This window comes from Apilactobacillus micheneri, from assembly GCF_006493595.1.
Classification (GTDB): Bacteria; Bacillota; Bacilli; order Lactobacillales; family Lactobacillaceae; genus Apilactobacillus; species Apilactobacillus micheneri.
This window is the reverse complement of sequence record NZ_QUBI01000002.1, coordinates 240,005-261,967: the sequence shown is the minus strand read 5'-3', so window position 1 is coordinate 261,967 and position 21,963 is coordinate 240,005. Positions and strand designations below refer to the sequence as shown.

Below are 21,963 nucleotides of genomic sequence, written 5' to 3'. Positions count from 1 at the left end.
ATTATATATGTATGTGTGGTATTATGAAATTTGATTAGTATCCATGGAAGGGAGTGAGCAGAAATGCTCGCTCTTTTTATTGGTTTTTTTAGGAGGCGTTTCATTGAGTGAAATTACAGAGACAGTTGAGAATTTAGTAAATCCAATTCTTGCTGAGCATGACTTTTATTTATATGACATTGAATTCGTTAAAGAAAGTAAAAGTTGGTATTTAAGAGTATATATTGATAAGAAAAATGGAATTAATATTGAAGATTGTGCACTTGTATCTGATGAACTAAGTGAAAAACTAGATTCCATTGAACCAGATCCAATCCCACAAGCATATTTTCTTGAAGTTTCCTCTCCAGGAGCAGAAAGACCTCTAAAGAAACCTTCTGATTTTGAAAATGCAATTGGTGAATATATTCATGTTTCTCTTTATGCACCAATTGATGGAAATAAGATTTATGAAGGTACTTTAAAAGAATATAACGACGATGATTTAGTTATTAACATTAATATGAAGGGTCGATTTAAAGATTTATCGATTCCTAAAAAATCTATTGCTAAAGCTAGATTAGCAATTAAATTTTAATTAAGGGAGAAAATTAACATGAGTAAAGAACTCTTAGGCGCTTTAGACGCTTTAGAAAACGATAAAGGAATTGCAAAAGAAACGATTATTGATGCTTTGGAAGCGGCTTTAACTTCTGCTTACAAACGTAACTACAATCAAGCACAAAACGTTGAAGTTTCATTTGATGATAAAAAAGGTAAGGTTCATGTTTACGCCGTAAAACAAGTGGTTGAAGATGTTGTGGATAATCGTTTGGAATGCAGCTTATCTGATGCTCTACAACTTAATCGTGGTTACGAATTAGGTGACGATATTAGATTTGAAGTTACTCCTAAAAACTTTGGTAGAATTGCTGCTCAAACTGCTAAGCAAGTTATTATGCAAAGAGTTCGTGAAGCAGAAAGAACTATTGTTTATAATAAATATAGTAAATACCAAGATGAACTAATGACTGGTGAAGTTGAAAGAGAAGATAATCGTTTTGTATATATCGATTTAGGTCAAGTGGAAGCAGTTATGCCTCGTAATGATCAAATGCAAAATGAAGAATATCGTCCTCAAGACCGTATTAAAGTTTATGTTAATAAGGTTGAAGATGCTACTAAGGGTCCTCAAATTTTTGTTAGCCGTACTGCACCTGGATTATTGAAGAGATTGTTTGAAGAAGAAGTTCCTGAGATTTATGATGGAACTGTTGAAATTGTTTCAATTGCTAGAGAAGCCGGGGATCGTGCTAAAGTAGCTGTTCGTTCTACTAATGATGATATTGACCCTGTTGGTACTACAGTTGGACCTAAAGGACAACGAGTACAAACTATTGTTAATGAACTAGGTGGAGAAAATATGGACATTGTTCAATGGACAGATAATCCTGCTGAATTTATTTCCAATTCTTTAAATCCTTCAGAAGTTGTTGATGTCGTATTCGATGAAGAAAATGAAAATGCATGTACTGTAATTGTACCTGATTATCAATTATCATTGGCTATTGGTAAAAAAGGACAAAATGCTCGTTTAGCAGCTAAATTAACTGGATACAAAATTGATATTAAGTCAGAATCAGAGGTATCTAAAGATTCATCTGATACAATTGATGATGACTCTTCAGATGAAGAATTTTAATTTTAAGGAGTGATAATTCGATGAAACGTAGAAAAATTCCGATGAGAAAAGACATTGTCACCGGAGAAATGGCTCCAAAAAAAGAATTGATAAGAGTTGTAAGAGATAAAGAAGGAAACGTTTCAATTGATGAAACTGGTAAGAAATCCGGTAGAGGTGCTTATGTTTCAATCAATGTAGATGTTGCTAAAAAAGCTAAACAGAATAAAACTTTTAATGAAGTATTTTCTGTTGATCTTGATGACTCATTTTATGATGAATTAATCGAATATGTTGATCATAAACAAGCTAGAAAAGAACTATTTAAAAATGGAAAATAAAGAGAAAATTTTAAATTTTATAGGACTTGCTAAGCGTGCAGGTAAGGTTACAACTGGAGAGGATATTTTATTAAATGCAATTAAAAAAAATAAAATAAAATTTCTATTTATTCCATCTGATGCTGGTAAGGCAAGTTATAAAAAGTTTATGGATAAGTCAAACTATTATGGTATTCCGGTGAATAATATGTTCGTTAAAAATGACCTAAGTAACGCAATAGGGATGAAGAGAACAATTATTGGAATTTCAGATTCCGGATTTGCCAAACGTTTGAATGAAATGACAAATAATTGTAAAGGAACGTGATGGTATGGGTAAAAAGAGAATTTATGAACTATCAAAAGAAATGAGAGTAGCCAGTAAGAAAATTTTAGATACTGCTAGATCAAAGGGTATGGATGTAAAAAACCATATGTCTACTTTAAGCGATAGTGATGAAAAAGTAATCAGAAATATATTTGGTAAAAATACTAATCATTCTAAAAAGCCTTCAGAAAGACATCACAATAATAATTCAATGAATAACAATTCAAATCAACATCAACAATCTAATAATAATCATAGCAATGACCATGTAAATAATAACCATGGTAATAGTAATCATGCTAATAATCATGTAAACAATAATCACAGTAATAATAATCAAAAATCAAACTTTAATAATAATTTTAAGCAAGGTAAAAAGAACAAGAAAAAATTTAATAAGCGTCATAATCGTCATAATAGATTCGCTGGAATGTATACCAAGAATCAAAGAATTAGACAAAATAATAAGAAAAACAAAGCACCAGAAAGAAAGGAACGTCCATTACCAGAAACATTTGTTTACAATGCTGGAATGAATGCACAAGAAATTGGTAAAGCTCTTCATAGAGAACCAGCTGAAATTGTGAAAAAATTATTTATGCTAGGGGTTATGGTTAATCAAAACGTATCCTTAGATAAAGATACAATTGAACTTTTGGCTGCTGATTATGGTATTAAAGCAGAAGAAAAAGAAGTTGTTAATGTATCAGATCTTGATAAGTTCTTTGAAGAAGAAGAAAATAATAAGGAACATCAAGAAGATCGTGCGCCTGTCGTTACTATTATGGGACATGTTGATCATGGTAAAACTACATTATTAGATTATTTGAGAAATTCACATATTACTGCTGGTGAAGCAGGAGGAATTACTCAAGCAATCGGTGCTTATCAATTGAAGAAAGATGGCAAAACTATCACTTTCTTAGATACTCCAGGACATGCTGCTTTTACTGCTATGCGTGCTCGTGGTGCTGATATTACTGATATTACAATCTTAGTAGTTGCAGCCGATGATGGTGTTATGCCACAAACAATTGAAGCAATTGATCATGCTAAAGCTGCTAAGACACCAATTATTGTTGCTATTAATAAAATTGATAAGCCAGGTGCAAATCCTAATCATGTGATTGAACAATTAACTGGTCATGGCTTAGTCCCAGAAGACTGGGGTGGTGACACTATCTTCGTTGAAATTTCAGCTAAGATGGGAACTAATGTTGACGAATTAATCGATATGATTTTACTTGAATCAGACGTTATGGAATTAAAAGCTAATCCAGATCAAAATGCTGCTGGTTCTGTAATTGAAGCACGTTTGGATCGTGGACGTGGACCAGTTGCAACATTACTAGTTCAACAAGGAACAATGCATGTTGGAGATCCAATTGTTGTTGGTGATACTTTTGGTCGTGTTAGAACAATGATGAATGAAAAGGGTAAAAACTTAGATAAAGCTACTCCTTCTACTCCAATTGAGGTTACTGGTTTAAATGATGTTCCAGAAGCTGGTGATCGTTTCATTGTCTTTGATGATGAAAAGACTGCTCGTGCAGCTGGTGAAGAAAGAGCCAAAGAAGCTCAAATGGAAGAACGTAAGAAAAATAATAGTGTAACATTAGACAATCTATTTGATTCAATTAAAGAAGGCGAAAAGAAAGAAGTCGACGTCATTATTAAAGCTGATGTTCAAGGTTCAGTTGAAGCTTTAGCATCCAGTTTACAAAAAATTGATGTTGAAGGTGTTAAGGTAAACATTGTTCATAGTTCAGTTGGAGCTATTAATGAAAGTGATGTTGCTTTAGCAGAAGCAAGTAATGCTATTATTTTAGGATTTAATGTACGTGCTACTTCACAAGCTAGAGAACAAGCAGATACTGATAAAGTAGACATTCGTTTACATCAAGTTATTTATGATGCTATTGACGAAGTTGAATCAGCCATGAAGGGTATGTTAGCACCTAAATATAAAGAAGTTATTACTGGTGAAGTTGAAGTAAGACAACTATATAAAGCATCTAAAGTTGGTACTATTGCCGGTGGTATGGTAACTAACGGTTATGTTAGAAGTGATAGTAAGATTCGTTTGATTCGTGATAATGTTGTTGTTTACAATGGGGAATTAAATAGTTTGAAACGTTTCAAAGATGATACTAAAGAAGTTAAACAAGGTTTCGAATGTGGACTTACAATTGAAAACTACAATGACATCAAAGAAGGCGACGTTATAGAAGCCTACAAGATGGAACAAATACCTGTTAAATAAGAGGTGAACTTTAATGGCGCAATATAGAGTTGGTAGATTGGAACAAGAAATTCAACGTGAAGTTAACGATATTTTGTTAAAGAGAGTAAGAGATCCTCGTGTTCAAGGAGTTACTATTACTGGTGTAGATGTAACTGGTGATTTGCAACATGCAACAATCTATTACAGTATTTTATCTGATCAAGAAAGTGATGAAGATAAAACACAAAAAGGATTGGATAAAGCAACTTCTTTAATAAGAGGTGAGCTGGGTTCTCGTTTGAGTATTTATAGAACACCTGAACTAATTTTTAAATTAGATGGTTCCATTCAATATGGAAGTAAAATTGATCAACTTATTAATAAATTAAAAAAATCAGATAGATAAACAAAAAAGGCAGATTTGAATCTGCCTTTTTTGTTTTTTCAATTTATTAGTATAATTTCATTATGATATAATTTTAGTTAATAATTATATTTTAGGAGAAAAAGTATGTTAAATGGAATTGTTCCTTTATTTAAGGAAAAGGGTATGACAAGTTTTGATTGTATTAGGAAGATGCGTGGCATACTCAAAATGAAAAAAATAGGACATAGTGGTACGCTAGATCCTAATGTTGATGGTGTCTTACCAATATGTATAGGAAAGGGAACTAAGGTTGTCGATTATTTAATGTCATCGGGAAAAGTTTATCGTGGGAGTATAACTTTGGGCTTTTCAACAACCACTGAAGATTTAGATGGCGATGTTGTTGAGCGTAAATCTTTGAAAAAAAAGTTATCGGATGAAAAAATAAATGAATTGCTAAATAGTTTTGTATCTGATGATTTAATTCAAATTCCACCAATGTATTCAGCTATTAAAGTAAATGGTAAAAGATTGTATGAATATGCTAGAAATAATGAAAAAGTAGAAAGACCAGAGCATCATGTTCAGATTAACTATTTTAAACAAATAAAAGATAGTTTTTATGATAGTACAAAGCATGAACAAACCATTTATTTTGAAGTCGGCTGTGGGAAAGGTACCTATGTTAGAACCCTAGCAGTTGATTTTGGTAAAAAAATAGGAATTCCTGCTGTAATGTCTAATTTAACTAGAATTAAAAGTGGTAACTTTACAATTGATCAAACTGTTAAACTATCTGATGTTGAAGATGCAATGCATAAAGATAATATTGATAGTGTGATGTATTCTATTGATCATGCTTTACTACAATACAAACATGTTGAAATGTCAGATTCACAGTGGAAATTAGTACAAAATGGTGTATGGTTACGTCCAGATGAATTAGATATTAATGATGAAAAATGTGTTCTTACCTATAAAAAAGATATAAAAGCTTTATATTATTTCAGCAAAGACAAACAGGCATTCAAGCCAGAAAAAATGTTTAGTAATAAATAGAAAGGATACTTTCTAATGGAAATTATTAAAATTCACCATCCAATAGATAATAATTTTAAAAACAATAATAAATGTGTACTTGCTATGGGATATTTTGATGGTATTCATTTAGGACATCAAAAAGTCATTGAAAAAGCAAAAGAGATTGCTATAAAGAAAAATTTAGATTTAGCAATTCTTACTTATGATCACAAGCCTTCAATTGTATATAAACAAATTAGCAGTCATGAAAGAAGAAGCATAACTCTTAATGATTATAAAATGAAATTATTTAAAAATCTTGGTGTAAAAAAAGTATTCTTAGTAAATTATAGTTTCGATTTTCAAAATCAATCACCAATAGAATTTGTTAATAATTATTTAATAAGATTCAATGTTGACACTGTTGTTGCTGGTGTGGACCATACTTATGGTTCTAAAGATGCTGATATGAAGAATATGATTGGATACTCTGATGGTCGTTTTGATGTCTGTGCGGTTGATTTAAGTAGTTTTAATGATAAAAAAATTAGTTCTACTGCTGTTAGGCATAATCTCGATCAAGGAGATATTAAAACTGTAAATAATCTTTTGGGGCGTCCTTTTAAAACTTTTGGTTTAGTAGTTCATGGATTAGCCAGGGGTAGAGAATTAGGATATCCCACCGCTAATATTGAGCATAGCGAATTTCAATGGCTGCCAAGTATTGGAATTTATGTAGTTAATATAACTATCGGTGATAAAGCTTATAATGGAATGGCATCAATTGGAAGAAACGTTACATTTGGAGATAAGAACCCAATTACAGTTGAAATTAATATTTTAGATTTTGATCATAACATTTATGGAGAAAATGTATCTATAGATTGGTTATATCGAATCCGTGGTGAAGTTAAATTTGATGGAGTTGATACCTTGATTAATCAGCTATCGATGGATGAAAAATTCACTAGAGATTTTTTTAATAAAAAACGAGGGTAGTTTTCTTGACTTATATATGATGCTTTGTTAAATTATATATTGTAGTTAGCACTTAGTTAATAAGACTGCTAAGAGTGCTAACTATTAAAGGAGTGATTGATATATGCTCAGCGAAAGGCAAAAAACCGTTTTAGAAGTAATCGTTAGTGATTATACAAAATCTGGTGTACCTGTCGGTTCCAAAGCATTATCGAATCAACTACCCATACATGTCAGTTCAGCTACCGTAAGAAATGATATGGCTTATCTTGAAAAGGTTGGTTTAATTTCCAAAACGCATTCTTCTTCTGGAAGAATTCCATCTATTGAAGGATATCGATATTATGTCGATAATTTACTTAATCCTAATCCTATTGATAATAGTGATATTAGAATTATTAAAACAGCATTAGGTGGTAATTTTGGAAAGATAGATGAGATTGTTGAGCAATCTGCTAATATCTTATCGAATTTAACAAATTATACTGCTTTAGCTTTAAAACCTGAGCAGCAAGTAAGCCGTAGATTAAGAAGCTTTCATTTAGTTCCTCTTGGCAATAGACAGGTAATGGCAATTTTAATTACTGATAGTCAAGACGTCATTAATCAAATTTTTCATATTTCTGATGATATTAATGGTGAACAATTAGATGCCGTTGTGAGGTTAATCAATGATAAAATGGTTGGCAAATCTTTATCAGATATTTTAAAATCATTATTGAAAGGTGATTTTACTAAAGAAATTGTTAAGTATATCAATAATCCAAAAGGAATATTGGCTACGCTTAATAATATATTAACCGAAGCTTCTAAAAATCAATTCTATATCGGCGGTGAATTGAATTTGTTAAGTTTTACTGATAATAATGATATCAGTTATCTAAAGCCAATATACTCATTATTGAATGATACTGATGATATTTCTCAATTTATAAATAATTCTGGGAAATCAATTTCAGTGAAAATAGGTCCTGAAATAAGCAATAGTTTATTAAAAGACTATAGTGTTATTACTGGGACTTATGATGTTGGTGAATATGGTAAAGGAGTAGTTGCTGTATTAGGTCCTACTAGAATGCCATATTCAAGAATTATTGGAATAGTAGAAAGCTTCCGAGACGAATTATCAAAGAAACTATTAAACTATTATAATAAATATGATCAGTAAAGGGAGGTATTCACTTGTCAAATAAAGACGAAAAGAAAGACTTAAAGCAATCTGACTCTAAAAAAGATGTATCCAAAAAGGAAGCTAAAGCTGCCAAAAAAGATGCAAAAAAGGAAAAGAAAGATGCTAATCAAGCTAAAATAGAAAAGCTTGAACAAAAAGTGGATGAAGTTTCTGATCAATATTTGAGAGCAGAAGCCGAAATGCAAAATATGCAAACTCGTTTCAAACGTGAACGTGCTGATATTTATAAATATGATGGTCAAAAATTGGCCACAAGTATTTTGCCAGTAGTTGATAACTTAGAACGTGCTTTAAGTACTGAAGTTACTGATGATGCTGGAAAACAACTTAAACAAGGTGTTGAATTAGTTCTTAGTCATATGAATAAGGCTTTGTCTGAAAATGGTATTGAGGAAATTGATGCTGAAGGACAAAAGTTTGATCCAACACTTTGTCAAGCTGTCCAAACTGTTGATGCAGATGACAATCATCCTGCAGATACAGTTGTAGAAGTTTTACAAAAGGGCTACAAACTAGCTGATCGAGTAATTAGACCAAGTATGGTTGTAGTTGCACAATAATAAACAAAAAGGGGAAAGATAATTATGGCAAGTAATAAGATTATCGGAATTGATTTAGGAACAACTAACTCAGCCGTTGCTGTTCTTGAAGGTAAAGAACCAAAAATCATTACAAATCCAGAAGGATCACGTACTACACCATCTGTAGTTGCATTTAAAGATGGCGAAACACAAATTGGTGAAGTTGCAAAGCGTCAAATGATCACTAACCCTAACACTATTTCATCAATTAAGAGTCACATGGGTGAAGAAGGGTACACTGTTGATGTTGACGGTAAGAAATATACACCACAACAAATTTCAGCAATGATCTTACAATACATTAAAGGATTCGCCGAAGATTACTTAGGCGATACTGTTAGCGAAGCAGTTATTACTGTCCCTGCTTACTTTAATGATGCTCAAAGACAAGCTACTAAAGATGCTGGTAAAATTGCTGGCTTAGATGTAAAACGTATTATTAATGAACCAACTGCTGCTTCATTAGCTTATGGTCTAGACAAACAAGATAAAGATGAAAAAGTTCTTGTTTATGACCTTGGTGGTGGTACTTTTGATGTTTCCGTTCTTGAATTAGGTGACGGTGTATTCCAAGTTCTATCTACTAATGGTGATACTCACTTAGGTGGGGATGACTTTGATAAGAAGATTATGGATTACTTAGTTGCACAATTTAAAGATGAAAATGGTGTTGACTTATCAAATGATAAGATGGCATTACAACGTTTGAAGGATGCTGCTGAAAAAGCTAAGAAAGACTTATCAGGTGTTTCTGAAACTGAAATTAGCTTGCCATTCATCGCTTCAGGTGAAAATGGTCCACTACATCTACAAACTAAACTAAGCAGATCTAAGTTTAATGAATTAACTTCTGACTTAGTTGATAAGACTAAGAAACCATTTGACGAAGCTCTTAAAGATGCTGGTTTAAGTACATCAGATATTGATGAAGTTATCTTAAATGGTGGTTCAACTCGTATTCCAGCTGTACAAGAAGCTGTTAAGAGCTGGACTGGTAAAGAACCAAACCATTCAATCAACCCTGATGAAGCTGTTGCTTTAGGTGCTGCTGTACAAGGTGGTGTCTTAACTGGTGATGTTAAGGATGTTGTACTATTAGATGTTACCCCATTATCATTAGGTATTGAAACTATGGGTGGAGTATTCACTAAGTTAATTGACAGAAATACTACAATTCCAACTTCAAAATCACAAGTATTCTCAACTGCTGCTGATAATCAACCTGCTGTTGATATTCATGTACTACAAGGTGAACGTCCAATGGCAGCTGATAACAAGACATTGGGTAATTTCCAATTGACTGATATTCCTGCAGCTCCTCGTGGTGTCCCTCAAATCGAAGTTAAATTTGATATTGATAAGAATGGTATCGTTAATGTTTCTGCTAAGGATAAAGGTACTGGTAAGGAACAAAAGATTACCATTAAGGATTCTAACGGTCTATCAGATGACGAAATTAACAAGATGATGGACGAAGCTAAGAAAAATGAAGAAGCCGATAATAAACGTAAGGAAGAAGTAGATCTAAAGAATGAAGTAGATCAACTAATTTTCCAAACTGATAAGACTTTGAAAGAAGTTGACGGTAAGGTTTCTGAAGATGAAATCAAGAAAGCCAAAGATGCAGAAGATGCATTGAAGAAGGCTAAAGAAGATAATAACTTAGACGATATGAAAGCTAAGAAAGACGAATTAAGCAAACAAGTTCAAGAATTAGCTACTAAGTTATATCAACAACAAGCTGCCGATCAACAAGGCCAAGCAAAAGATGGTCAAGCTGATGGTAAAGACTCATCAAAAGAAAATGGCAACGATGGTGACACTGTAAATGGTGATTTCCACGAAGTTCACAATGATGATGACAAAAACAATAAGTAATCATTGATTACTAAATGAAAAGTCAAAGTCTGACTCGTTGGGCTTTGGCTTTTTATTGAATATATAATAATTTTATGGGGGATAAAAATGGCTGAAAAAGATTATTACGGTCTTCTTGGAATATCCAAAGATGCAAGTCAAGATGACATTAAACATGCTTATCGTAAAATGTCAAAAAAATATCATCCCGATATTAATAAGGCTCCAGGTGCTGAAAAAAAGTTTAAAGAGATTAATGAGGCTTATGAAGTTTTAAGTGATCCTCAAAAGCGTCAAAATTATGATCAATTTGGTTCAGCCGATGGACCTGCTGGCGGTGGCTTTGGCGGCGCCGGTGGTTCTGGCGGCGGTTTTGGCGGCTTCGGTGGCTTTGGTGGCACCGGAGGCGGTGGCTTTGATGATATCTTTAGTCAATTCTTTGGCGGCGGTGGTCAAAGAGCACGTCGTGATCCAAATGCTCCAAAACCTGGTCGTGATTTACAATACCAAATGTCAATTAAATTTGAAGATGCTATTTTTGGTAAGAAAACTACTATTAAATATAATCGTCAAGCACAATGTAATACTTGTAAGGGATCAGGTGCTAAACCAGGTACCAAACCTGAAACATGTCATAATTGTAGTGGAAGCGGTTATGTAACTTCTGTACAAAATACACCTCTAGGTAGAATGCAAACTCAACATCCTTGTCCTGTATGTAATGGAACTGGTAAGGAAATTAAAGAAAAATGTCCTACTTGTGGTGGCTCTGGTCATAAACAAGAAAGCCATGAAGTAGAAGTTAATATTCCTGCTGGTGTTGATGATGGTCAACAAATGAGATTACAAAATCAAGGTGAAGCTGGTACTAATGGTGGCCCTTATGGTGACTTATTCATTATTTTCCAAGTAAAACCAAGCAAAGATTTTGAACGTCATGGTTACAATTTAGACTATAATCAACCTATATCATTTGTTCAAGCTACATTAGGTAGTGAAATTGATGTTAAGACTGTTTATGGTGACGTTAAACTTAACATTCCTGCTGGAACTCAATCTGGAACAACCTTTAGACTAAGAGGAAAAGGTGTTCAAAGATTAAATAGCAGCAGTAAGGGTGATCAATTAGTTCATGTCAAAATTGATACACCTAAGAGTTTGAACCGTGATCAAAAACAAGCTTTACGAGCTTTTGCTGAAGCTAGTGGCGAAAAAGGTTATAAAAATGGTGGCTTCTTTGAAAAAATGAAAGATGCCATTAATGGTAAAAAATAATAAAAAGAGTTGATGTCATTAGCATCAACTCTTTTTTAATTTGTGCATTATGTTACTGGTTGTTATAATTAAATATAATAATTAATCAGTTGAAAGTAGGAATAAAAATGGATATCAAAAAAATGAAGGAGCACCAAAAATACATTCGTAATTTTTCGATTGTAGCGCATATTGATCATGGTAAATCAACTTTAGCTGATCGTATTTTAGAAATGACAGATACAGTTGCTAAACGTGATATGCAGAATCAATTGCTTGATGATATGGATCTTGAAAGAGAACGTGGAATTACTATTAAACTAAATGCGGTTGAATTAAAATACCATTCCAAAGATGGTCATGATTATGAATTTCATTTAATTGATACACCTGGGCACGTGGATTTTTCATATGAAGTATCTAGAAGTTTAGCTGCTTGTGAAGGAGCCATTTTAGTTGTAGATGCTGCACAGGGAGTTGAAGCTCAAACATTAGCCAATGTTTATTTAGCAATTGATGATGATCTAGAGATTGTACCAGTTATAAATAAAATTGATTTACCATCTGCACAACCAGATATGGTAAAAAAAGAAGTAGAAGATGTTATTGGATTGGATGCAGACGATGCTGTTTTGGCAAGTGCTAAGAAGGGAATTGGAATTGAAGAACTATTGGAAAAAATTGTTCATGAAGTTCCTGCCCCTCAGGGTAATGTTGAAGATCCACTTAAAGCTTTGGTCTTTGACTCTGTTTATGATGATTATCGTGGCGTTGTATTAAGTGTTCGCTTGTACGATGGTACTGTTGAACCAGGAGATAAAATTCGTCTAATGAATAGTGGTAGCGAATATGAAGTTACCGAAGTAGGTGTGAATTCTCCTCATCCAGTTAAGCGAGATTATCTTATGTCAGGTGATGTGGGATATATTACTGCAAGTATTAAAGATATTACCCAAACTAGAGTGGGTGATACTATTACTAAAGTTGATAATCCTGCTGAAAAAGCATTACCTGGATATCGTGAAATGGAACCTATGGTTTATTCTGGATTATATCCCACTGATAATGCCAAATTTGGTGATTTAAGAGAAGCGCTTGAAAAACTTAAGTTAAATGATGCAGCTTTGGAATTTGAACCGGAATCATCACAAGCTCTAGGATTCGGTTTTCGTTGTGGATTCTTGGGTCTATTGCATATGGATGTGGTTCAAGAACGTTTAGAACGTGAATTTAATCTTGACTTAATTACTACTGCTCCATCTGTTACTTATCATGTTGAAACTACGGATGATGGCGTAAAAGATGTTGAAAATCCTTCTGAAATGCCAGATGCATCTGAAATTAAAAGCGTTGAAGAACCATTTGTTAAAGCAACAGTAATGGTTCCTAATGATTATGTAGGTCCAGTGATGGAACTATGTCAAGATCGCAGAGGACAATTTGATACTATGGAATATATTGATGACTATCGAGTAAATGTTGTTTATTATATTCCATTGTCAGAAATTATTTTTGACTTCTTCGATAAATTAAAATCTGCAACCAGAGGTTATGCCTCATTAGATTATGAAATTTCTGATTACAAACCATCTGATTTAGTGAAAATTGATATTCTATTAAATGGTGAAAAAGTAGATGCACTTAGCTTTATTTCTCATCGTTCTTTTGCCGCAAGTCGTGGAAGAGTAATCGTAACTAAGTTAAAAGATATTATTCCTAGACAAAACTTTGAAATTCCGGTCCAAGCTGCTATTGGGGCAAAAGTAATTGCTAGAACTAATATTAAAGCATATAGAAAAGATGTTACCGCTCATTTATATGGTGGTGACCGTACTAGAAGAATGAAGTTGCTAGAAAAGCAAAAAGCAGGTAAGAAACGTATGAAGTCTGTTGGTAAAGTTGAGATTCCTCAAGCAGCATTCATGGCAGTCTTACAAACTGATGAAGAAGAAAAAGGTAGTAAATAATTTGACGATGATTTAAAAATTATATATTATTATATTTAATAAAGAGTCTTTAACTTAGTCCCGTGAGGCTAGTAAGATACGGCGAATCTTAATTAAGTCTACTTACCCATACACGGTTAAGTAGGCTTTTTTGCTAAGTTAAAACTACTCTTAATTTTTAATTAAGGTGGTATTTTTAAATGAAAAATAAAGATGTTGTTCTAGATGTTGATGAAAAACCAGGATTCTTTTTATGGTTAATGTTATCAATACAGCACCTATTTTCAATGTTCGGTAGTACAGTGATTGTTCCACTACTAGTGGGACTTAGCCCTAGCATTGCATTGTTTGCATCAGGAATAGGGACTTTGCTTCATATTTTAATTACCCAAAAGAAAATTCCTGCTTATATGGGATCTAGTTTTGCCTTTATTGTTCCAATGAAATATTTAATGCAGGCAACTGGGTATCCTGGTATTGCTCAAGGTGTTATTGCAGTTGGATTAATTTATTTAACAGTTGCACTTATTATTTGCTTCTTTGGTTCTAACTGGATTGATCATATTTTACCAGCAGTAGTAGTAGGACCAATTGTAATTGTAATTGGTTTATCTTTAGCTGGTAGTGCCGCAAATAATGCAATGATGAATAATGGCAAATATGATTTAAAATTTGTTTTTATTGCTCTAACTACATTATTATTGGCTATAGCATTTAATATTTATTTAAAAGGGTTCTTAGGATTCATGCCAATTTTGTTAGCGATTGCTTGTGTATATATAATTTCTATTTTTATGGGTGAAGTTAATTTAAATACAATTTCTAGTGCACCTTGGTTTGCTATGCCTAAATTTGAAATTCCATTTGTTTCATATAATGTTCACTTAGAATGGGGTGCTATATTGGCCATTGCTCCAATCGCTTTTGTTACAATTACTGAACATTTAGGGCACATAATGGTCTTAAACGAATTAACGGGTCGTAACTATTTTAAGAATCCAGGCTTAAGCCGTACTTTAAGTGGTGATGGGATGGCATCTATTTTTGCTGGTTTAGTAGGCGGCCCAGCAGTAACTAGTTATGGTGAAAATATTGGTGTGATGGCTATTACTAAAATTCATAGTGTTTATGTACTGATTGGAGCTGCTTTATTTGCAATTATTTTCTCATTTGTAAATAAATTAAATGTTATTATTATGCAAATGCCATTACCGGTGATTGGTGGAATTAGCTTTTTGCTGTTCGGTACAATTGCTTCAAGTGGAATTAAAATTTTAATTGAAAATGATATTGATATGAATATTAAACGTAATTTGATGATTGTTTCATCTATTTTAGTAATTGGGGTAGGTGGCTTTATGCTAAAAATTGGAACATTACCACTGAATGGATTAGCAATCGCAACTTTGTTAGGAATTATGTTAAATTTAGTTTTACCAAAAGAAAATAAATAATTTTGCTTTAAATACCGATTAAAAATGGTGATATTAATGATATAATTATTATGTATGTTTACATGTATAATTATACCCAATCATTTTTAATGGGTATTTTTTATTGAAATAGTATATGAAAAAATTAAGGAGAGGTATTAAATATGAATAAACCATATTTATCTGTAATAGTAGCTTGCTACAACGTTCAAGATTACGTTGCTGCTTGTCTTGAATCTATTGCACAAACCGATTTTCCTAAAGAAAATATGGAAGTATTGATGATTGATGATGGCTCCACTGATGATACATCAGCTATTGTTGATCAATATGCAAAAAAATATGATTCTTTTAAGGCATTACATAAAGACAATGGTGGAATTAGTTCTACTAGAAATTATGGAATAAAACATGCCCAAGGGGAATACATTGCTTTTGTTGATGGGGATGATTTAGTTCCAGCAGATGGATATTCTAAGTTATCTTATAATGCAAATCAAAATAATGCAGATGTAGTTGTGGGATTCGTTAAACGTTTTGATAAAAATCGTTATAAGAATTCTTACTTACATTCCTTTGCTATCCACGATAACGCTAATAATACTAACATTTATGATAATCATGATTTGTTATATGATACTACAGTTTGGAATAAATTATATCGTCGTAATTTTTTATTAGACAATGATATTAAATTTATTGAAGGTATTATCTATGAAGATATACCTTTTACCTTACAAGTACATTTAAAATCTAAAGTTACTAATATAATTGAAGATGTTGTTTATAAGTGGCGTTGGCGTGAAAGTAATGATTCAATTACTCAAAGTAGAAGTGCATTATCTAACTTTCAAAGTAGACTAGATGCTTTAGATATATGTCGAGATATGCTAAAAAAAGTTGGCCAAGGTGCAAATAGTCCTTTATTTAAAGACTTTAAATATAAGATTTTATTCTTAGACATTTTTATATTTATTGAAAATATTGGTGACAATGAAGAAAGCTATATTTATAAAGCGCAAGAAATGGTTTATAAATTTTTACGTGATTGGAATCTGTGGGATTCTAAACCAATGAATAATTTACCAGTTAAACAACAAGTTGTTTATTATGCATTAAGACATGGTGAATTTAATATTCTTGACACTTATACTTATCGTCAATCAGTTGGACACTTTAAAAAAGGTTTTCATGGATTATCGTATAAATATTATATGCCAGAAATATTTGATTATAGTGATGAAATATCTTCGGCAATTGAATTAGGTAATGATAATGCAAAAATTAATCAAAAAATGACCAATTATAAAATTGACGAAGACGGCCAGTTTATTGGTCGTGGTTTCTTTATTATTAGAAATATGAGATTGTCTAAGCACTTACTTAGTTTAGGTAATGTTAATGAATTGTTTTCAGCTAAGTTAGTTAATATTGATAGTGATAAAGAAATGAAAATCAATATAAATAGGCCGAAAACATCATTGCCTCAAAGATTATTAAATGCTCGTGGTAAATGGACCAATGCTAGATATCAATTTAGTTTTGATATTAATGATGCTATTGAAAAGCTGGGATTAGGAACTTGGAAAGTTCTAATAACTGATTTGATTGCTAACAAGTATTTGGTTAGTCGTTATGTTTCATATCCTAATAAAAAGACTAGGAATAAATTCATTCTACCTTATGTAAATGAAGACAAGCATACAAAAATTAGTGCTCGTTTTAATAGTGTTAATGATTTTGTAATTAAATCAAATAGTTTATATCAAGAAGATATTAAAGCACCTATTATTTCTAATGTTTTAAAATCAGGAAATAATTTAGTCTTTGATGTTATAAATACTGGCAACAAACATATTAAGGCTGAGCTTATAATGCCAGATGAAACGAATATTATTGGTAAGGTTAATGAAAATAACATTGTTTTTGATAACGCTGGTTGGAATACAAACATGTTTAATCAAAAAGCTTTGTTAGTTATGAAAGATAGTTTTACTAATAGTCAGATTAACTATGTATTTGATCAAAATAAACCAAGTGCTCAAATTAATACTGATGATAATATGAGTTACACTGTATTTTATAATAATAGAGATGGTATTGAAATTATCTATGAAAATACACCTTTTATTACTAATAGTATTAATCTTAATTCATCTAATTTATTAAAATTATCCATTAATATTCCTGATTATCTGAAAAATGAAAATTTGAATATTAATAATAGTAAAATTGAAATGATAAGTAGTGATAAAACCGTTAGAAAAGTTTTTGATAACAGTAATAATGATTTTCAATTAAATGGGGATTTATTATCTTTAAATGTTCAAATAACTAATAAAGAAAAGAACCAATTAAATATTTTATCAGGTAAATATATTTTTAAAGTTTATTTATATGTTAATGATAAAATTAAAGTCTTTAGATTATTAACTGATGAATCACATTTAGTTCCTAAACAGGATCTATCTTTTAATGGTAAAGATAAGATATATTATCAAATCCAGAATAGTAATAATAATGATTTAGAACTTAAAATCAATCAACCTTTTTCAAATTTTATTGATTCTAAAAAGGTATTTAGATCACTTTCATATTCGTTATTATATCCATTTATGCGTTTTCTACCATTAAGAAAAATTATGGTATTTGATTGTTATTGGTCTAGTAAGTTTGATAGTAATGAAAGATTAATGTATGAATATATGCAAAAAAGTCATCCTGAAATTAAAACAGTTTGGTTTTTTAAAAATACTCAAACACCTATTAATGGTGAAGCCATTAAAGTTAAAGTAAATAGCTTTATGTATTGGTATTATTTAGCTGTTTCTAAATACATTATTCAAAATACTAATATGCCAAATCGATATGCTAAACGTAAGGGTCAAATTGAAGTAGAAACACTTCATGGAACCTTTTTGAAACATATGGGGTTTGATGAGCCTCATTTTAAATTTGCTAGTCATGGAGTTCAAAGTCGTTTTGCTAAGAGAAATCGTCGCTGGGATTATATGGTAGTACCTTCTGATTATATGGGTGAAATTGCTACCAAAGCTTTTGATTATGATCAAAAACTAATCAAGTCAGGTTTTCCTAGAAATGATGAATTATATACCAATAACAATGATGCTTATATCAATTCAGTTAAAAATAAATTGGGGATTCCATTAGATAAAAAAGTAATTTTATATGCACCAACTTATCGTGAAAACGAAGGCTTTGACTTTCAATTAAATCTTGATAAGATGCAAGCCAAACTTTCTGATAAGTATGTATTATTAGTTAGATTGCACTATTTTGTGGCGCACTCAAATAGTTTTTATAGTAATCCTGGGTTTGTTTTTGATGTTAGTGATTATAATAATATTAATGATCTATATTTGATTAGTGATGCAATGATTACAGATTATTCATCAGTAATGTTTGATTATGCACATCTAAAACGTCCAATGTTATTTTATGCTTATGATAAAGATTGGTACTTGGATGATGAAAATCGTGGTGTTTATTTAGATTATGATAAAGAGATCCCAGGGCCAATTATAAAAACTGAAGATGACTTGATTAATCGTATTCAACATTTAGATGCGGTTGCAGATAATTATCATGATAAATTGATTGATTTTTATGATAAATTTGCTCAATATGGACAAAATGGTGATGCTTCAAAAGAAGTAGTAGAAAAGATATTGTCTACTAAAAATAGTGAATTAGATCAGGTCCCTGAAAAACGTTTAATTTCTAGAAAATTTGGTCATTTATTTAAGGTTAATTATTTACAGGCTTCTATCCTTAATAGATTATCTAATATGCTTACTAAAAAGAATATTATTATTTTTGAAAGTTTCTTTGGAACTCAATATTCAGATAACCCTAAAGCCATTTATGAATACATGAAAAAGAATCATTCTGAATATAAAATGTATTGGAATGTAAATAGGGAGTATGTTGATTACTTTAAAGAAAATAATATTCCTTATGTTATTAGATTTAGTTATAGTGGGATATTAAAACAAGCTAAAGCAAAATATTTTGTTACTAATGTTAGAAGACCATTTAGATGGAAACCTGGCAAGGGCACTAAATTAATTCAAACTTGGCATGGAACGCCATTAAAGACATTAGCTGCTGATGTTAATTTGGTTACGATGCCTGGAATTAACGCTGCTAGATATCATAAAGATGTATTTAAAGATAATCGTCGTTGGGATAAAATGATTGCTCCTAATATGTATTCTGCTAATATTATGCAAAGAGCATTTAGAATGAATGCTAATCAAATGATGTTAGACGGTTATCCAAGAAATGATGTTTTAGTTAATTCTTCATGGAAGGATATTGCTTCAATTAAAGAAGATTTAAATATATCTGCAGATAAGAAGGTTATATTGTATGCACCGACTTGGCGTGATAATGAATATGTTAAGGCTAATGAATTTACTGCAAAATTACATTTGGACCTTGCAAAAATTAAAGCACATTTTGGTAACAATATAATTGTTTTAGTTAGAACTCATTATTTAATTGCCAATAATTTAGACTTATCTGATTATTCAGATATTGCTTTAAATGTTAGTTTATATCCAGATATTGCTGAATTGTATTTAATTAGTGATGTTTTGATCACAGATTACTCATCAGTAATGTTTGATTACGCTGTTCTAAAACGTCCAATGATTTTCTTTACTTATGATTTAGATGATTATGCTAATGAAATTAGAGGCTTTTACTTTGATTTTGTTAAAGATGCTCCTGGTAAAATAGTTAAAACTAATGATGGGGTTATAGATGAACTTGATCATATCTTATCTGGTAATTGGACTATGAATGAAAATTATAAAAAATTCATTGATAAATTTACTCCATGGATGGATGGAAAATCATCTGAACGTGCTGTTAATCAATTCCTAAATGAAGATAATATGAATGAGAATTTTGACGATGATATTTCTAAATATAATCTACAAAATGAAATGAAAATTCATGATGGAGCTTCATTATGGAACTCTGGAAAAAATTTTGCAGACCATGAAGATGTTGACTTTTCTCATAATTATAATGATAAAGGTAGTACTGTTAGAGTTATTAAAGTTATGCAATTAATGGATCCTGATTTTAAGGAAAAAATTGGAATGAAGTATGTCTTAATACAACCTAATGGAAAACATCTATGGGTCAATATTGAAGATCTCTATTAAAAATAAAAAAGTCATTAAAGTATATTAATTGCTTTAATGACTTTTTTATTGATATATATTTCACTTGTTTAATTAAAATGTATATTATAATTAATAAAATCGCTTACATTTTTTAAAAATACCCTTTATTTTATTAATTAAATAGGTTATAATTTATTTTGTTATGAAGTTCACAATTAAAAAATGCTTATTAATCATTATATTAAGTATTGTTTAATTGATTAATTGGCTGTTTACATTATTTTTGTGGCTGTGTTTGTATTAAGTGAAAATATTTAAATGTTGATTATAAATTTGATAGATAAATAATTCACAATATGATGATTTGATTTTATAGATAGGGGTATTGATATTATGCAAAAGTCTGCAGATGTAAAAAAATCAACAAAGACGCCAAGAACTATTTCTTGGTCTAGTACTATTATGTACTTTGTTATTTCATTAGTTATTAATGCGATGGGAAATGTTTTAACACTAGTTACAAGTGTTAAAATTCATCCTTCATTTTTAGGATCAGCTTATTGGACAGCTGCTGAAAATAATTTAGGATTTGCAGTTCTAGGAAACGGACAATGGGTTTTGTTTTGGGCATTCTTTGGGTTAGGAATGTTGATTGCTGTATTCAATGCCATTTTAGTTGGACATTGGAGTTGGAGCAGAATTATTGGTAATGCTGCCTTCTTAGGACCATTTTCATTGTTAATAAATTACTTTAATGGATTAGTTACTCAATGGTTACCAGAAGCTCATAACATTGGTATGATTTTACTATATGTTTTCTTAAACTTCTTTGGAGTTGCTTTAATTGCAATTGCCATTTCTATTTACCAACGAGTAAATATTGCTCTACATCCAGCTGATGACTTAATGCAAATTCTTAGATTTAAATATTGTGGTGGTAATGCTGCCAAAGCAATGTGGTTCTCATATATTCCACCTACAATAATGGCAATTATCGCTATTATTATTACTCATCAATTTACTAATTTTGGTTTAGGAACTGTATTTGCCTTCTTCTTCCAAGGTGGAATTACAGGTATTGCAGATGCTTTTGTATTTAGAAACTTAAAACATCAAGCTATTGATGTTGGATCAACAAAAGAATAATTGATTCAAAAGTCTTGTTTAATGTTTAGTAGCAAGACTTTTTTTATTAATTGGTGGACAATTTAAATAACTTAATATAAACTTTATATTAAGTATATTATTTGTCATGGATATTTTATTTAATATTTTTAGTTGGGAGGTGTGATAGATGTTAAATAGAACAAAAAAGTTTTTAAGAGATAATGGATATTATTATAAAAAAACATATATCAGACCACTACTTACACCCGATAATGTTTATGTTTTTAGATTCGGAAAAAAACGATTAAATAATCGATTGATTATTAGATACGGTCATCGTTGGACTGGAAGACAAAAAATTAATGAGATTGATTTAAGACTTCATAAACAAAAGCATCCTCGAATTTTCAAGGATGAAAATTCTTTGCTGATATATTTAGAGGGACACTTAAAGCAACATGAAGAAAAATTAAAACAAATAAAGGAACAAAAAAGAAAAGAAGCTGAAAATAGTGCGTCCGATTAGTTGGATGCACT

17 protein-coding genes are annotated in these 21,963 nt (G+C 31.0%); all 17 read left to right on the top strand.

All coding sequences use genetic code 11. The features are described from left to right. Positions 1–103: 103 nt before the first annotated feature. The 17 genes from rimP to DY123_RS03045 all read left to right on the top strand — a co-directional run bounded on the left by rimP (position 104) and on the right by DY123_RS03045 (position 21,952). Positions 104–577 (top strand): ribosome maturation factor RimP, encoded by a 474-nt coding sequence (gene rimP, locus DY123_RS03125; RefSeq protein WP_105964697.1) that lies wholly within the window; start codon positions 104–106, stop codon positions 575–577. 18 nt (positions 578–595) lie between these two features. Continuing rightward, positions 596–1,681, top strand: coding sequence for a transcription termination factor NusA (gene nusA / locus DY123_RS03120; protein ID WP_140924132.1), 1,086 nt, complete (start codon positions 596–598; stop codon positions 1,679–1,681). Positions 1,682–1,701: 20 nt separating this feature from the next. Beyond that, positions 1,702–2,001: an RNase P modulator RnpM gene (rnpM, locus tag DY123_RS03115; RefSeq protein ID WP_108982206.1), complete on the top strand. Its 300-nt coding sequence runs from the start codon at positions 1,702–1,704 to the stop codon at positions 1,999–2,001. After that, positions 1,991–2,308 (top strand): L7Ae/L30e/S12e/Gadd45 family ribosomal protein, encoded by a 318-nt coding sequence (locus DY123_RS03110; protein WP_108982205.1) that lies wholly within the window; start codon positions 1,991–1,993, stop codon positions 2,306–2,308. The genes rnpM and DY123_RS03110 overlap by 11 nt, the downstream gene beginning before the upstream one ends. A 4-nt stretch (positions 2,309–2,312) precedes the next feature. Continuing rightward, positions 2,313–4,571: a translation initiation factor IF-2 gene (gene infB / locus DY123_RS03105; protein ID WP_140934383.1), complete on the top strand. Its 2,259-nt coding sequence runs from the start codon at positions 2,313–2,315 to the stop codon at positions 4,569–4,571. A gap of 13 nt (positions 4,572–4,584) precedes the next feature. Beyond that, positions 4,585–4,938, top strand: coding sequence for a 30S ribosome-binding factor RbfA (rbfA, locus tag DY123_RS03100; RefSeq protein WP_140924128.1), 354 nt, complete (start codon positions 4,585–4,587; stop codon positions 4,936–4,938). 105 nt (positions 4,939–5,043) lie between these two features. Beyond that, a complete protein-coding gene (truB, locus tag DY123_RS03095; RefSeq protein ID WP_108982203.1) occupies positions 5,044–5,958 on the top strand; it encodes a tRNA pseudouridine(55) synthase TruB in 915 nt (304 codons plus the stop codon). A 15-nt stretch (positions 5,959–5,973) separates the two neighbouring features. Next, positions 5,974–6,918 (top strand): riboflavin biosynthesis protein RibF, encoded by a 945-nt coding sequence (gene ribF / locus DY123_RS03090; RefSeq protein ID WP_108982202.1) that lies wholly within the window; start codon positions 5,974–5,976, stop codon positions 6,916–6,918. Between the two features lie 103 nt (positions 6,919–7,021). Next, positions 7,022–8,065: a heat-inducible transcriptional repressor HrcA gene (hrcA, locus tag DY123_RS03085; protein WP_108982201.1), complete on the top strand. Its 1,044-nt coding sequence runs from the start codon at positions 7,022–7,024 to the stop codon at positions 8,063–8,065. A 14-nt stretch (positions 8,066–8,079) separates the two neighbouring features. Beyond that, on the top strand, positions 8,080–8,649 hold the full coding sequence (grpE, locus tag DY123_RS03080; RefSeq protein WP_108982200.1) for a nucleotide exchange factor GrpE: 570 nt from the start codon (positions 8,080–8,082) through the stop codon (positions 8,647–8,649). Positions 8,650–8,673: 24 nt separating this feature from the next. Continuing rightward, positions 8,674–10,548: a molecular chaperone DnaK gene (gene dnaK / locus DY123_RS03075; RefSeq protein WP_105964687.1), complete on the top strand. Its 1,875-nt coding sequence runs from the start codon at positions 8,674–8,676 to the stop codon at positions 10,546–10,548. A gap of 87 nt (positions 10,549–10,635) precedes the next feature. Beyond that, positions 10,636–11,802 carry a molecular chaperone DnaJ gene (gene dnaJ / locus DY123_RS03070; protein WP_105964686.1) on the top strand — a complete coding sequence of 389 codons (1,167 nt, stop codon included), beginning with the start codon at positions 10,636–10,638 and terminating at the stop codon, positions 11,800–11,802. A 107-nt stretch (positions 11,803–11,909) separates the two neighbouring features. Then, positions 11,910–13,748 carry a translation elongation factor 4 gene (lepA, locus tag DY123_RS03065; protein ID WP_105964685.1) on the top strand — a complete coding sequence of 613 codons (1,839 nt, stop codon included), beginning with the start codon at positions 11,910–11,912 and terminating at the stop codon, positions 13,746–13,748. Between the two features lie 179 nt (positions 13,749–13,927). Continuing rightward, the gene (locus DY123_RS03060) at positions 13,928–15,181 is read left to right on the top strand and encodes a solute carrier family 23 protein (RefSeq protein ID WP_140924126.1); all 1,254 of its coding nucleotides are present in this window, start codon (positions 13,928–13,930) and stop codon (positions 15,179–15,181) included. A gap of 143 nt (positions 15,182–15,324) precedes the next feature. After that, the gene (locus tag DY123_RS03055) at positions 15,325–20,358 is read left to right on the top strand and encodes a bifunctional glycosyltransferase/CDP-glycerol:glycerophosphate glycerophosphotransferase (protein WP_140924125.1); all 5,034 of its coding nucleotides are present in this window, start codon (positions 15,325–15,327) and stop codon (positions 20,356–20,358) included. A 354-nt stretch (positions 20,359–20,712) separates the two neighbouring features. Next, a complete protein-coding gene (locus DY123_RS03050) occupies positions 20,713–21,465 on the top strand; it encodes a DUF6198 family protein (RefSeq protein WP_108982197.1) in 753 nt (250 codons plus the stop codon). A gap of 148 nt (positions 21,466–21,613) precedes the next feature. Next, positions 21,614–21,952, top strand: coding sequence for a hypothetical protein (locus DY123_RS03045; protein ID WP_105987609.1), 339 nt, complete (start codon positions 21,614–21,616; stop codon positions 21,950–21,952). The last annotated feature ends 11 nt before the right edge of the window (positions 21,953–21,963 follow it).